We start from the raw sequence: 13,158 nt of genomic DNA, 5'->3' as shown, positions 1-13,158 counted from the left end.
TCGGGCGCGCCGGAGGAGAGGAACGGGCGCGGCACGGCACGCGATACCTGCGTACCGGAAAGGAGTGGTGACGGGAATCCCGGAACGTGCCACAGCCGGGTACAGCGCATGGGTGCCACGAGCGGGCACGGGCACGTCAGAGGGAGGCGTTCAGCAGCCGTGCGCGATCTGCCCCGGGGCCCAGGCCATGCGCTCGGCAAGGCGACCGAGGTCGGAGTCGGTGTGCATCCGGTGGTCGCCTCCTCCGCCTGTGTCTGGTGCCTGTGTCCGGCCGAACCGTGTTGCCGGGCCGACGATTCCCGCAAGTTAGCCGTTGCGGGCCACTGAGTTCAAGAGGTTCCCGGGACGGGACCCTCATGTCGTGCTCGTTCTCAGCGGCCCGGCCACGCGGTGTCGTCGACCGTCAGGAACGGCTCGGCGGCCACGGCCGCCGGGGTGAGCCCGGTGAACGACCGCACATCCCGGTGCAGGTGCGACTGGTCGAAGTACCCACCGTCCGCGGCGACTTGGGTCGGGGCGGCGCCCGCGACCAGCCGGTGCACGGCGCGGTCGAAGCGGATCAGCTTCGCCGCGCTCTTGGGCGGCATGCCGAGCTGGGTCCGGAAGCGGTCCCACAGACGTCTGCGGCTCCAGCCCACTTCGGCCGCGAGGTCGTCGACGCGGACGAGGCCGCGGCCGGCCGCGATGCGCTGCCACGCCCGGGCCACTTCGGGATCCACCGGCCGTCGCTCCGCGCTGCGGCGGGCGAGGTACGCGTCCACGCGCCGGAAGCGCTCCTGCCACGAGGCGGCTTCCGCGAGGCGCTCGCGCAGCCGGGAGGCGTCGCGGCCCCACAGGTCGTCGAGGCTCACCATGGCGCCGCCCAGCTCGGCCGGGCCGACACCGAGGGCCGCCCGTGCCACCACCGGGGACAGGCGCACCTGCAGGCACATGACGTCGGAGCCCGACACCCGGACCGCGCCACCGGCGCCGAGACCGGGTCCGGCGACGAGACCGCCCACGGGCCGGGTCCCGGTTCCGTCGTGCACGACGGCCGCGCCCGCGCCGAACTCCAGGGCCAGCATCACGGCCGGGTGCGGAACTATGCGAAGGCTGCTCGTGAGCGTGCCGGGGACACCGAACCCGGCCATGTCGACACCGGGCACACGGCTCGGCCACCACGGCCTGGCCACGTCCCACTCGGCCGGATCGGCCCGCCTGCCCGGCGTGCTCGCGAGGGACCGCATACGGCGATTCTACGAGTCCCGGGCAAGGAACATTTGTCCAATACCGCGACATGCGCGAGCCGGGATCGTGGGCCCATGCCTCTTCCCAGTCCAGCCGAACGTCCTTACTCAGACAGCGAGTTGACACTCACCGAGGACACGCTGCTGTCGCTGCCCGACGGCCCCCTGCACGTCGTGCAGGACGGGCCGCGCGCCGCCCCCGCACTGCTGCTCCTGCACGGTTCCGCCGCCTCGACCACGTCCTGGCGGGCGCTGGTCCCGCTGCTGACCGCGGCCCATCGCGTCATCCGGATCGACCTGCGCGGGCACGGCCGCTCCGCCGCTCCGGCCGAGGGCGGCTACGCGATCGCCGAGCAGGCCCGCACCGTGGGCACGGCCCTCGACCGGCTCGGCGTCGCGCACGCCGTGGCCGTCGGGCACTCCAGCGGCGGCTATGCCGCCACCGCGCTCGCCGAGGTCCGCCCCGACCTCGTCTGCGCCGTCGTTCTCGTCAACACAGGGCCGAGCCTGGACGCGTTCGTCGGGCCGGACGCCGCGACGATCACGCCCGAGCAGTGGCCGCCGCCGGACGAGCTGGTGCGGGCGTTCGCGAGCACCGGATTCCGTCCGGGCTTCGCGATCCCGCAGGACTTCGTGGACGAGGTGCGGGCCATGACGTTCGACGCGTTCGCCGCCTCCATGCGGGCGTCCCTCACGTATCTGGGCGAGGGGTCGCTCCCCGACCGGCTGGCGAAACTCGGCAAGCCGCTGCAGGTCGTCTTCGGTGACCAGGACCGCCGTTGGCGGCCCGCGTCCGCCGCCGACTACCGGGCCGTCCCCGGCGCGCGCGTCGACTGGCTGCCCGGTTCGGGGCACACGCCGATCCTGGAGGACCCGGCGGGCACCGCCGCGCTGCTGCTCGCGTTCACCGCGGCCCGGGCCGGCCGGGCGTGACCGGTACTTCGGCGGTCCGCCTGCGGTGACGTACGTAGAAGACGGTGCTCGCGGCCAGTACCGCGGCCGACGCGCCGACGCCGGTGAGTGCGCCGGCCGGGCTCGCGCCGGAGGCCGCCGGGGACGGACCGGCCGCGTCCGGCCGCTCGTTCGGTGCGCTCGCCGCGTGGTGCGGGCCGGACGTCATCGACGCGTGGCTGCCGTGTGCCGCGCCCGTGCCGAGGGCCGACGCCTCGGTGGCCGACTGTTCGCCGCCGGTCAGTCCGGTGACCTCGCCGTTGCCGCCGTCGAACACCACGTCGGAGCAGGAGAAGAAGTTCTCCTGGCTGTCGGAGCGGACCCACTGGACGAACACCATGTGGCGGCCGGTGCGTTCGGGCAGGGTCAGGTCCCAGTAGTAGTGGCCCGCCTCGGTGCCGGGGCCGCCGTCGTGCGGCGGGTCCTGCACGGTCTGCACCTTCTCCAGGTCCGACCAGCCCAGCGGCCGCTCCGGGTCGAAGCCGTCCTTGGTGACGTAGACCTCGAACCTGCCGGGGTGCTGGGCCCAGTTGCTGTACTTGACCTGGAGGGTGGCGCCCGCGGTGAGGTGGGTGAGGGGCCAGTCGGTACGGGCCGCGTCGTACGGGGAGAAGTCGTACGGGCTGCGGTCACCGGCGCTGCACAGCGTGCCGTCGGCGACGTATCCCTCGCCGCGGCCGCCCGCGTTGGAGTCGAGCACCGCGAACCAGTTGTAGAGCGGAGTGGTGCCCGCTGCTTGGACGGCCGCCTTGCAGGCGGGGTTGGTCGGCAACTGGGTGGAGGAGTTGGCGAGCAGGTCCTTGTAGCAGAGGTAGGTGCGCGAGCCGGGCATCAGGGCGACGCCGTGCGCGGCGGCCGGGGACGGCACGGCCAGGACGGCGGCGACGGCGAGACCCGCGGCTCCGACGAGGCCGGCGGCGCGCCGGGCAGTGGGCCGTACGGCAGGACGAACAGCAGGACGACGAGGCACATTCATGGGCATGTCTCCTTCGGGACGTCTCCGATGAGCGGTGCTCCGAGTAGTCGGCGCCGGAGCCGCTTCGGTTGCCGCGCGGTGCGGGTGTCCGATGCCGCGACGCCTGACCATGACGTAATCTCGCCACGTCAACTGAACCTGCCGGTGCGCGACTTGAGACGGCACGGATCTCTCCAGACTCACTCCAGGGAAGCCGAGGCATGTCGGAGCGACACACCGTGCACGTGGCGGGGCTCCGCCTTTCCTACGTTGTGTCGGGCCCGCCGGACGCCGAGCCGCTCGTACTGCTGCACGGTCTGGGCGAGGGCGCCGACGACTGGGCGACGGTGGCGCCCGTCTTCGCCCGCGACCACCGCGTGTACGCCCTCGACCTGCGGGGGCACGGGCGTAGCGGGTGGCCGGGGCGGTACTCGCTGGAGCTGATGCGGGCCGATGTGGCCGGATTCCTGGACGCGTTGGGCCTCGACCGGGTGCGGATGGTCGGGCACTCGATGGGCGGTGTGGTCGCCTGGCTGTTGGCGGCGGCAGCGCCGGATCGGGTGGAGCTGCTCGTCCTCGAGGAAGCCCCGCTCCCCCGCCCCCGCACTCCTGCGCCACTGGTCCGCCCGGACGGTGAACTCCCCTTCGACTGGGGGATGGTGGTGGCGGTCAGGCGGCAGCTCGACACTCCGCCCGCCGACTGGCTGGAGCGGCTCGGCGACATCACCGCCGAGACCCTCGTGGTGGCCGGCGGGCCGTCGAGCCATGTGCCGCAGGACGGCGTCGCGGAGCTGGCGGACCGGATCCCCGGCGGACGGCTGCTGACCATCCCCGCCGGGCATCTGGTCCACGCCGCACGACCGGAGGCGTTCACCGCCGCAGTCTCGGCGTTCTTGAGCGGGCGGGCGTCCGAGGATCAGCAATAGGACGTCGCTTCATCGGCGCGGCCCGGGGGCGGGCCACCAGCCGGTGGCTATCGCTCGCCCAGCATGGGGGCGAGGGGGTCCTCGGCGAGCGCGAGTGGCACGGCCAGGGTCTCGTCGTAGGCCGGGCGCGGGAACACGTAGGGGCCCAACGGCAGTTCGCCCCACTCCGGCCGGTGGGGCTGGTGGAACCCGGACCAGACGACCTCCGTCGCCGAGGCGCGGATCGTGGCGAGCAGGGGCCAGCAGGCATCGATCCCGCAGGGGCAGCCCAGCAGGACCTGGGCGCCGCTGTCCCGGTGCCGGAGCTGCGGCGCGGCGTCACCCAGGAAATGAGCGCGGGCCCGGGCGGCGTCATCGTCCAGGTACAGCGGAGCGTGCTGCCGCAGCAGGAACTCCTCGCGTTCCTGCGGGGTATCGTCGTCCTCGTCGAGCTCCCGGTCCCAGAGCGCTCGCGTCGCCTCCGCGACCAGGACCCGCAGGTCGGTACCGTCGATGCGGACGCCCCAGAGCGGGAGGTGCGGTCGGTCGAGGTCGGGGTGGCGCAGAAACTCCACCCGGTGCGTGACGGTCGGCTGACTCATGAGCCCATCCTGCGACGCACGCTCGACCGGCTCCATCGAATATCCCCGCTCCGAGGGTCACGTTGGACACGGCGGCGCGTACGGTCCTCGAACCGCAGGAGCTTCCCGTGGGAGTGGTGACGTCACTGATCGGCGTACCGGCGTTCGTGCTGGTGCTGTACCGCGGCCGGGCCGCCCGGTGACGCCGGGGCTGCGCGCCGAGCGCGTGTCCTGGTCGGCGGGCGGCGCGCTGATCCTCGACGGGGTGAGCATCGCGCCCCGCCCGGGCTCCGCGACCGGGCCGCTCGGCCCGAACGGCTCGGGCAAGTCGACGCTGCTGCGGCTCCTCGCCGGGGTGCTCGCCCCGGCCGCCGTGTCGTGACGCTCGACGGCGAGCCGCTCGCCTCGCTGCCCCGCGGGACGGCCGCGCGGCGCATCGCCATGGTGCAGCAACAGTCGGACAGCCAGGTCGAGTTGACGGTCGGCGACGTGGTGCGGCTCGGCCGGGTCCCGCACCGCCGCGCCTGGTCCGCGGCGTCGGCTGCCGACGAGGCTGCGGTCCGTGCGGCCCTGGACCGCAGCGGCCTCGCGGACCGGGCGCACCAGCCGTGGCACACCCTGTCGGGCGGTGAGCGGCAGCGGGTGCAGATCGCCCGCGCGCTGGCCCAGGAACCGCGCGAACTGCTGCTCGACGAGCCGGCGAACCGCCTCGCCATCCAGCACCGGTTGGAGCTCCTCGGCCTGATCACGGGCCTCGGCCTGACGAGCGTCGTGGCCCTGCACGATCTGAACCTGGCCGCCACGTACTGCGAGCAGGCCGTCGTGGTGCGCCGGGGCCGGGTCGTCGCGGCGGGCAGCCGTCCTCGACCACGCAGCGGGCCAGACGCAGCCGTCCGGTCTCGGTCAGGGGTGCATCACGGTGGACCACGAGGGCCTTTCTGTCGGGGTAGATGTCGCAATCCACACCGAACCGGAAGGCCCTCACCTGTTCAAGATCCCTCAGCCGAGACCTGCCTCACCCGTCCACAACCTCCCCGGACAGAACACCTAGGGCCCCTGCCGAAGGGTTCTCAGGCAGTGTCATTACTCTGTGCCGATGCCCGACGTGCCGATGCCCGCCGCTCTCGCCGCCGCCCTGCCGTCCGTCCGCCATCTCGCCGAGGCGCTCGGGGCCGGCGCGGCCTGGGCCGGACGGGCCGACACGCCGGTCGGCGACGTGGTCGTGGCCGGGCCCGACGAGCCGCTGGACGACGTGGCGGGGACGCTGGTCCTCGCGGTGGGGGTACGCGCAGACGAGGCGCCCGGGTTTGTCGCCGCGGCAGCGGCGGCGGGGGCGTCTGCCGTGGCGTTCAAGGTCGCCGACGGTCAACTGCGGCTCGCGATAAGGGAGTCGGCCGACCGGTCCGGCATCGGCGTGCTCGGCGTCCCGGCCGGGCTGCGCTGGGACCGGGTGGAGGCGGAGCTGAGATCGGTCCTCACGTACGGCGGGCGGCGCGGACCCGACGGCGGCCACGACCTGTTCTCCCTCGCGCAGACCGTCGCCACGCTCACCCACGGTGTGGTCAGCGTCGAGGACGGGGCGCACCGCGTCGTCGCGTACGCGGGCCCGGGCGAGGAGGCGGACGAGCTGCGCCGCCGGTCCGTGCTCGGCCGGGACTGTCCCGCCGCGTACCTGGAACTGCTGCGCGAGCAGGGCGTGTACCGGCGGGTGCGCGAGGGCGACGAGGTGATCGCGGTGGCCGCGCAGCCCGCGCTCGGCGCCCGCGCGCGCCTGGTGATCGGTGTGAACGCGGGCCGCCGCCCGCTCGGCACGATCTGGGTGCAGGAGGGCGCGGGCCCGCTGGCGGCGAACGCGGACGAGGTGCTGCGGGGCGCGGCACGCCTGGCCGCGTTCCAACTGGTCGACCACTACTTCCGGGGCGACGCGCGGGCCCGCCTCGGCTCGCGCGAGGAGCTGAGCCACGGGCTGCTCACCGGCCGGTTCGACGCGGGCGCGCTGGCCGCGCACCTGGGGGTGGACCCGGCGGCGTCGGCCGATGTCGTCGCCGTCGATCTGCGGCTGCCGCCCGAGGGGAACGACGCGCAGCGCGCCGAGGCGGCCGGCGTCGTCTCCGTGCACGCGGCGGCGCACCGCGAGCACGCGCTCGTCGCCCAGGCCTGCGGCCAGATCTACACGATCCTGCCGTGCCCGTCGGCGTCGCCGGTCGACGACGCCCCGCTGGAGCGCTGGGCGGCCGACCTGGTGGTCACCCTGCGCCGGCTCACCGGCACCGCCGTCCAGGCGGTGGTCGCGGGCCGCGCGGGCCGGCTGGCGGACGTGCCCGCGGTGAAGATGCGCGGCTACCACGGGCTGCAGCTGATGACCCGCACCCCGGACGATCCGGTCGGCACCCACACTCGGCTGACGCCCGCCCTGTTGGTGCGGGACACGCTCGACCTGCTGCGCGGCGCCCCTCAGGTGCGTTGGCCGGCCATCGACGCGCTCGTGGCGCACGACCGCGCGCACGGCGGCGACACGGCCCGCTCACTGCTGCGCTACCTGGACGCCTTCGGCGACGTCGCCTCGGTCGCCAAGGAGCTGAACGTGCATCCCAACACGCTGCGCTACCGCATCCGCCGCGCGGTCGCCCTGACGGGCCTCGACCTCGACGACGCCGAGCACCGGCTGGCGGCCGTCCTGCATCTGCGGCTCGCGCTCGACACGTCCGCGGCGCCGGACACCCCGTTCCCGACGGTCTGACGGACGGGGTGTCCCCCGGTCCTGGTCACTCGAACCGGTCGGGGTCCCCCGCGCCGCGCCGCACGATCTCGGCCCCACCGCCGGAGAAGTCGATCACGGTGGTGGGTTCGGTGCCGCAGTCGCCGGAGTCGAGGACGGCGTCCACGACGTGGTCGAGCCGCTCCTTGATCTCCCAGCCCTGGGTGAGCGGCTCGTCCTCGCCGGGCAGCAGCAGCGTGCTGGAGAGCAGCGGCTCGCCGAGCTCGGCGAGCAGCGCCTGCGTCACGACGTGGTCGGGGATGCGTACGCCGACGGTCTTCTTCTTCGGGTGCTGCAGCTGCCGCGGCACCTCACGGGTCGCGGGGAGGATGAACGTGTAGCTGCCCGGCGTGGCCGCCTTGATCGCGCGGAACACGTCGTTGTCGATCATGACGAACCTGCCCAGCTGGGCGAAGTCCTGGCAGACGAGTGTGAAGTGGTGCTTGTCGTCGAGCTGCCTGATCGACCGGATCCGCTCGACACCGTCGCGGTTGCCGAGCCGGCAGCCGAGTGCGTAGCAGGAGTCGGTGGGATAGGCGACGAGTGCGCTGTCACGGATGCCGTCGGCGACCGCGCCGATGATGCGGGCTTGCGGGTTCGCGGGGTGGACGTCGAAGTACCTGGCCATCCGCCGAGCGTACGGGATCACGGCCGGCCTGCCGCGGCGCACGCGGAGGGGCGGCGCCGGAAGGTTGATCGCGACACGGGCGGGGTACGCGAGCAGGCACGGCCGCGGATCGCGACACACGCGGCATTCCCGGAACGGAGGTATGCGACGGATTCCGCGCGCACGCGCGACAATCCCGACACCGCCCCACCCCGCCCACGCGCATCGACAGGTTCTCGGACCATACTGAGTGCGCATCGACCGCCCACAGAACGACTCCATGGCCTCCAAGAAGAACGCATCCCTCACCCCCGCCCCCGACACCGTGTGGCTGTCCCGTGGGCGGCATCTCGGCTCCGAGCCCGAGCAGGACGTCCGGCGCAACCTGATCGCCCTCAAGGCGGCCGGGGTGCTCGACGACTTCCTCGACCTGGATCCCGCCGACGCGGCACGCTCCACCGTGCTGCACCCGCGGGACGCCGACGCCGACCCGGGCCCCCTCGCCCGCCGTCTGTTCGAGGCCCGCTGGCGCGTGGCCGACGACGTCACGGTGCGCGCGCAGCTCACGCTGTACGACGCCGAGGCGCGCCGCAAGGAGGGCGACGGCGTCACCTGGGTCGTCGCGGCCGAGGCAGAGCGGCCCTGGGCCCTGGACTGGCCGTCGCCGGTCACGATGTTCTGGCCGGACAGCGCGCGGGTCCCCTGGGACCACGACACGGTGGCCGGGCTGCGGTTGCGCGGCACGAACCACCTGCCCAAGGACGCCGACGAACTGCGCCATCAGCTCAGGGACTGCGCACGGGGCAGCTGGTACCTGCATGTCGTCGTACACGAGGCGATGACGCCGGACGCGCGCGGGCAGCAGCCGATCACGCCGTTCCTGCCGCCGAGCCTGCGGCACCGGGTGATCGAGCACCGGGCGTCGCCCGAGCAGTCGCAGATCGCCGACTTCGCGCTGAAGCGGGAGCTGAGTGTGCGGATGCCGCGCGGCGGCGCCGTGGTGCTGCCGACGCAGCCGCCGCTGCCGGGCTACGACGCGGAGCGGGCCATGGTCAGCAACATCTTCCTGGACGGTTCCGAGCCGTCCGAACTCATCGCCAGGATCGTCGAGTTCGCGGCGCTGCCGCGGCCGCTGCCCGCCGACGCGGAGCCGGCCGTCGCCCGCCTGCGCAAGGGCTGGCACCTGCTGACGCCCGACGAGGAGCTGACGCACGCGCAGGACATGGTCTCCAAGTACGCGGACGCGCTGGAGGCGATGACCAAGTCCCGTGACGCGTACAAGGAGGCGGCCGAGGCGGCGCAGTCCGCGCTCACCGAGGCCCGGCGCGGCGAGGGCGTGCCGTCGAGCCTGCCGCTGACGCCGCCCGGCACGAGGCCGGACGGCTCACCGCTCAGCGCGATCACGAAGGCCTTCGGCCGCTTCCGCGACCCGAACAAGTAGGCCGGCGAGCAGGCCGCGTCAGTCCGACTCGGGCTCCCCCGGGTCGGACATGCGCAGCGCGATCTCCTGCAGCAGCTCCTTGGAGTTGACGTCGCCGCGCCCCTCGTCGTGCACCTTGGCGAGCTGCGTGAAGAGGAACGCGAACGCCTCGACGAGCGACACGCTCGCCGGCATGAGCGCGGCGATGGTCAGTTCCGCCGCCTGCTCCGCGGTGACCCCGGCCGGGATCTCCACGGTCGGGAACACCTCCGACACGAGTCGCCCCAACTGCGACAGGTCGGTGTCGAGCGCCTCGCCGTCGCTGAGCCTGCGCACCATCTCCTGGGTCTCGGTGAGCACACCGATGGCCCGCAGAATGATCTCCCTCTGTTCCATGCGGGGAGCCTACGGGAGCCCGCGCGGGCAGGACGCACGCGCGTGCAACGTCGTCGCAACGTCCTGTCGCCGACACTCGCTCCCATGAGCGACGAACCCCGCGTGGAGCTGACGTCCGCGGCCGCCGAACTGGTGCGGAGGCTGCGCGCGGCCCATGGCCCGTTGATGTTCCACCAGTCCGGCGGCTGCTGCGACGGCAGTGCGCCGATGTGCTATCCGGCGGGCGAGTTCCGCACCGGTGGCTCCGACGTGCTGCTGGGCGAGCTGGCGGTGGAGGGGGTGGCGGAGCCGGTGTCGTTCTGGATGTCGAAGAGCCAGTACGAGGTGTGGAGTCATACGCGGCTCATCGTCGACGTCGTCGAGGGGCGCGGCAGCGGGTTCTCGCTGGAGGCGCCGGAGGGCGTACGTTTCCTGATCCGTTCCCGGCTGGTCGGCGCCTAGCCATCGACGGGGCCCCTGTCGTCTGCTGAACTCCCCTGATGCAGACGAGAGTTGGCTTCAGACGCAGAAGATTCCTGTCGGCTTTCGCGGTGGCGGGCATGCTGGCCGGAGCGGCCCTGGTGGGCGCCGCTCCGGCCAGTTCCGCATCCGCGCGGACACAGCTGGCGCCCGGCGTCACCTACACCGAGTACGACATACCGGCCGCCAAGGGCACCGCGCACGCGCACGTTCTCACCGTCGATCTGCGCGATCCGCACGTACGCGTCGATCTGCTGCACCCGGGCGCCGTCGCGGCGCGCGCCACCGTGTCGGCGATGGCGGACGCGAGCGGCGCCCTGGGCGGCGTCAACGGGGACTTCTTCAACATCACCGAGGCCCAGCACCCGGGCGTCGAGGCCACGGGCGCCGCGGTGGGCCCGGCGATCGCGAGCGGGCGCACCTTGAAGGCGGCCGTGCCGGACGGGCAGCGCTTCGGGCCCGCGCTGCCGCCCGGCACCTCCACCCGCGACGTCCTCGGGGTGGGCGTGGACCGGCGGGCACGGCTCGACAGCCTGGCGCTCGACGGTACGGTCCGCACGCGTCACGGCTCCGTCCCGCTCGGCGGCCTCAACCAGTACGCGCTGCCGGTCGGTTCGATAGGAGCGTTCACGGACGCGTGGGGCAGCGCCTCGCGCGTGCGCGCCACCTGCGGCACGGACACCGAGCGGGCCGCCCCGTGCAGTACGGACACGTACGAGGTGACGGTGCGCCGCGGCCGGGTCGTGGCGTCGGCCGACACTCCGGGCACCGGCACCGTAGCGGCGGACACCACGGTGCTCGTGGGCCGGGAGGCGGGAGCGCAGTGGCTGCGCGAGCTGTCGCCGGGCGACCCCGTGGCCGTGCGGCACCGGCTGGTCGCGGCCGACTCCCGGATCCCGTACCGGTTCGCGATCGGCGGGTACCCGGTGCGGCGGGACGGTGCGCCGCTGCCCGGCCTCGACGCGAAGACGTCGGCGGTCCGTACGGCGGCGGGCATCGCCGACGACGGCAGGACCCTCGTGCTGCTCGCCCTGGACGGCGCCCCCGCCTACCGTACGGGCCTGTCGATGGCCGAAGTGGCCGACGCCATGGCCGCGTTGGGCACGGACGACGCGTTCAGCCTCGACGGCGGCGGTTCCTCCACGCTCGTCGCACGGGAGCCCGGGGCGGCGGCGGTCTCCGTCCTCAACCACCCCACGGACTCCCCCGAGCGGGCCGTGGCCAACGGGATAGGAGTGTTCTCCCGCTAGCCACGCGAGCCGTCCGGTGCGGGTCTCAGTTGTCCCGCACCGCCACCAGACCGTTGAAGACGCCGACGTACGCCGTGCCGTCCGGGCCGAGTGTCACGGGCGCCCAGTTGTTGTCGTAGGCGACGCCGGTCCCGACGAGACGCTTCCAGCGGGTGTCGCCGGTGCGGAAGTCGACGGCGGTCAGGTACCAGGCGTCCACACCGAGGGAGTTGGGCTCCTTGGTGTAGAAGTACAGCAGTCCGCCTGCGGTGGAGAGCTTCGGCACGGTGGACGGGGAGCGCACACCGCTCTCCCACACCGTGTCGCAGCCGCTGCCGTCGTCGCGCACGTCGATGCGGGTGACGCCGCCGACGACGCTGCGGCCGAAGGTCAGCGACGTGATGTTCTCGTAGCCGTAGTTGTTCTCGACGACGAGGCTGTTCCCGTACGAGATCAGGGAGTTGTCGGTGGTCGACGCGCCGGAGCCGAAAACGGGGATCTTGCAGACGAGCCGCTGGTCGGCCGGGACGTCGGCGCCGCGTCGGTAGACGAGGACGTTCATGCGGTCGTCGGCGTTGTCGGTGATGGCGACGTAGTCGTCGTGCTCACCGAACAGGTCGGGGGTGGTCCCCGACCCCTGGTTCACGGAGCCGGGTTTGGTGCCGGTGCCGCGGTCGTACGTCTCGCGCCACACGGCCTTCGGGGTGCCGTCCGCGGTGGCGCCGAAGCTGTAGAGGGCGTGGTCGGTGACGATGGAGACACCGTCCTTCGCGACGGAGAAGGAGTTCTGGATCTCCTCGCCCTCCAGCCGGATCGACTTGATGGTGCCGGTGGCCGGGTCGACGGTGCCGACGCGGCCCTGCCGGGTCACCCACCAGACGCGGCCCTGCCAGTCCGGCATCACGGAGGTGACGGGGTCGCACGCGCCGCTCGGGTACAGGTTCGTCCAGGACACACAGTCGTGCGGGACGACGCCGGTCAGGTCCCAGTCGTCGGTGACCTGGAACGACCAGCTGCCGTCCGCCGCCTGCTCGTGGGCGAGGCGCACGATGTGCTGGCGGGAGTCGGCGAGGACGAGGCGGTCCTGGTCGTCGAGGTAGGAGTAGGCGCCGCCGGAGGTGTCCTTGAAGATCTTCGCGAAGTCCAGGCGGGTGATCGCCTCGACGGTGGAGGGGCGCTGCGGGAGCTTGTACTCGGCGAGGGTCTTCAGGCTGTGCGGGTCGAGGAGTTTGACCAGGAAGCCGGTGAACGTGCCGCACACGGTGACGATGCGGCCCGCCTCGTCGAAGGTGACGGTGGCGCACTCGCCGCCGAGCGCGGCCATCTGCTCGCTGGTGACGGTCGGGGCGGCGCCGTTCGGGCCGCTCCAGGGGTACGTGCCGCTGCCCCAGGCGTCCGCGTGCATGCCGCTGCGGCCGTTGGCGGCGAGGTACGGGTGCTGGTCGGGGACCTTGCCGGGCACCGGTTGCGGTGCGGACGGCGCGCCCTCGTACTGCGCGACGAGGCGGTGACCCGGCGCCTTGGGGATCTCGTCGGCCCCGGCGCCGGTCGGGTTCACGAAGCCGATGCCCACGACGGTGAGCGTGACGGCGAGGGCCCGGGCGAGGTGTCTGCGATGCGGCATGCCGCGAAGCTAGGCGCCGCCCCTTGAAGTGTCCATGCACACAAGGG

General features: G+C 73.2%; 12 protein-coding genes and 2 pseudogenes. 8 read left to right on the top strand and 6 right to left on the bottom strand.

Going from position 1 to position 13,158, the window contains the following annotated elements; all coding sequences use genetic code 11:
• Window positions 1–371: 371 nt before the first annotated feature.
• On the bottom strand, window positions 372–1,226 hold the full coding sequence (locus B072_RS0104100) for a helix-turn-helix domain-containing protein (RefSeq protein WP_018528659.1): 855 nt from the start codon (window positions 1,224–1,226) through the stop codon (window positions 372–374).
• Between the two features lie 120 nt (window positions 1,227–1,346).
• Here B072_RS0104100 and B072_RS0104095 point away from each other — a divergent pair, with 120 nt between their 5' ends.
• Window positions 1,347–2,159, top strand: a complete 813-nt coding sequence (locus B072_RS0104095) for an alpha/beta fold hydrolase (RefSeq protein WP_018528658.1) — start codon at window positions 1,347–1,349, stop codon at window positions 2,157–2,159.
• On the opposite strand, the gene B072_RS42335 is transcribed toward B072_RS0104095, so the two are convergent.
• Window positions 2,131–3,153 carry a lytic polysaccharide monooxygenase auxiliary activity family 9 protein gene (locus B072_RS42335; RefSeq protein ID WP_086020327.1) on the bottom strand — a complete coding sequence of 341 codons (1,023 nt, stop codon included), beginning with the start codon at window positions 3,151–3,153 and terminating at the stop codon, window positions 2,131–2,133. The two genes, B072_RS0104095 and B072_RS42335, sit on opposite strands and share 29 nt — an antisense overlap.
• A 200-nt stretch (window positions 3,154–3,353) precedes the next feature.
• Between B072_RS42335 and B072_RS0104085 the strand changes: the two genes are divergently transcribed.
• Window positions 3,354–4,058 carry an alpha/beta fold hydrolase gene (locus B072_RS0104085; RefSeq protein WP_018528655.1) on the top strand — a complete coding sequence of 235 codons (705 nt, stop codon included), beginning with the start codon at window positions 3,354–3,356 and terminating at the stop codon, window positions 4,056–4,058.
• Window positions 4,059–4,105: 47 nt separating this feature from the next.
• Here the strand turns inward: B072_RS0104085 and B072_RS0104080 are convergent, their stop codons facing one another.
• Window positions 4,106–4,639: a hypothetical protein gene (locus tag B072_RS0104080; protein ID WP_018528654.1), complete on the bottom strand. Its 534-nt coding sequence runs from the start codon at window positions 4,637–4,639 to the stop codon at window positions 4,106–4,108.
• Between the two features lie 17 nt (window positions 4,640–4,656).
• On the opposite strand from B072_RS0104080, the pseudogene B072_RS48960 reads away from it, so the two are divergent.
• The 3 genes and pseudogenes from B072_RS48960 to B072_RS42325 all read left to right on the top strand — a co-directional run.
• Window positions 4,657–4,821 (top strand): annotated as a pseudogene (locus B072_RS48960) (iron chelate uptake ABC transporter family permease subunit); the annotation flags it as partial.
• A pseudogene (locus tag B072_RS42330) lies at window positions 4,818–5,476 on the top strand (ABC transporter ATP-binding protein); the annotation flags it as partial. The pseudogenes B072_RS48960 and B072_RS42330, both read left to right, overlap by 4 nt.
• 238 nt (window positions 5,477–5,714) lie before the next feature.
• On the top strand, window positions 5,715–7,358 hold the full coding sequence (locus B072_RS42325) for a PucR family transcriptional regulator (protein ID WP_018528651.1): 1,644 nt from the start codon (window positions 5,715–5,717) through the stop codon (window positions 7,356–7,358).
• 25 nt (window positions 7,359–7,383) lie between these two features.
• Here B072_RS42325 and B072_RS0104060 read toward each other — a convergent pair whose 3' ends face one another.
• Window positions 7,384–8,004, bottom strand: coding sequence for an L-threonylcarbamoyladenylate synthase (locus B072_RS0104060; RefSeq protein WP_026245432.1), 621 nt, complete (start codon window positions 8,002–8,004; stop codon window positions 7,384–7,386).
• A 259-nt stretch (window positions 8,005–8,263) separates the two neighbouring features.
• Here B072_RS0104060 and B072_RS0104055 point away from each other — a divergent pair, with 259 nt between their 5' ends.
• Entirely contained in the window at window positions 8,264–9,424 is a 1,161-nt protein-coding gene (locus tag B072_RS0104055) for a hypothetical protein (protein ID WP_026245431.1), read from the top strand.
• A gap of 18 nt (window positions 9,425–9,442) precedes the next feature.
• Here the strand turns inward: B072_RS0104055 and B072_RS47600 are convergent, their stop codons facing one another.
• Window positions 9,443–9,799, bottom strand: coding sequence for a hypothetical protein (locus B072_RS47600; protein ID WP_018528648.1), 357 nt, complete (start codon window positions 9,797–9,799; stop codon window positions 9,443–9,445).
• 84 nt (window positions 9,800–9,883) lie between these two features.
• On the opposite strand from B072_RS47600, the gene B072_RS0104045 reads away from it, so the two are divergent.
• Complete coding sequence (locus B072_RS0104045) at window positions 9,884–10,240, top strand: DUF779 domain-containing protein (protein ID WP_026245430.1); 357 nt, start codon at window positions 9,884–9,886, stop codon at window positions 10,238–10,240.
• A 98-nt stretch (window positions 10,241–10,338) separates the two neighbouring features.
• On the top strand, window positions 10,339–11,508 hold the full coding sequence (locus B072_RS0104040; protein WP_018528646.1) for a phosphodiester glycosidase family protein: 1,170 nt from the start codon (window positions 10,339–10,341) through the stop codon (window positions 11,506–11,508).
• Between the two features lie 25 nt (window positions 11,509–11,533).
• Here B072_RS0104040 and B072_RS0104035 read toward each other — a convergent pair whose 3' ends face one another.
• Window positions 11,534–13,111 carry a hypothetical protein gene (locus tag B072_RS0104035; RefSeq protein ID WP_018528645.1) on the bottom strand — a complete coding sequence of 526 codons (1,578 nt, stop codon included), beginning with the start codon at window positions 13,109–13,111 and terminating at the stop codon, window positions 11,534–11,536.
• Window positions 13,112–13,158: the final 47 nt, after the last annotated feature.

Origin of the sequence: Streptomyces sp. HmicA12, from assembly GCF_000373565.1 — a bacterium.
In the GTDB taxonomy this organism is placed as follows: domain Bacteria; phylum Actinomycetota; class Actinomycetes; order Streptomycetales; family Streptomycetaceae; genus Streptomyces.
Note: the sequence above shows the minus strand (reverse complement) of the source record. Positions and strands in the feature narration are given on the sequence as shown.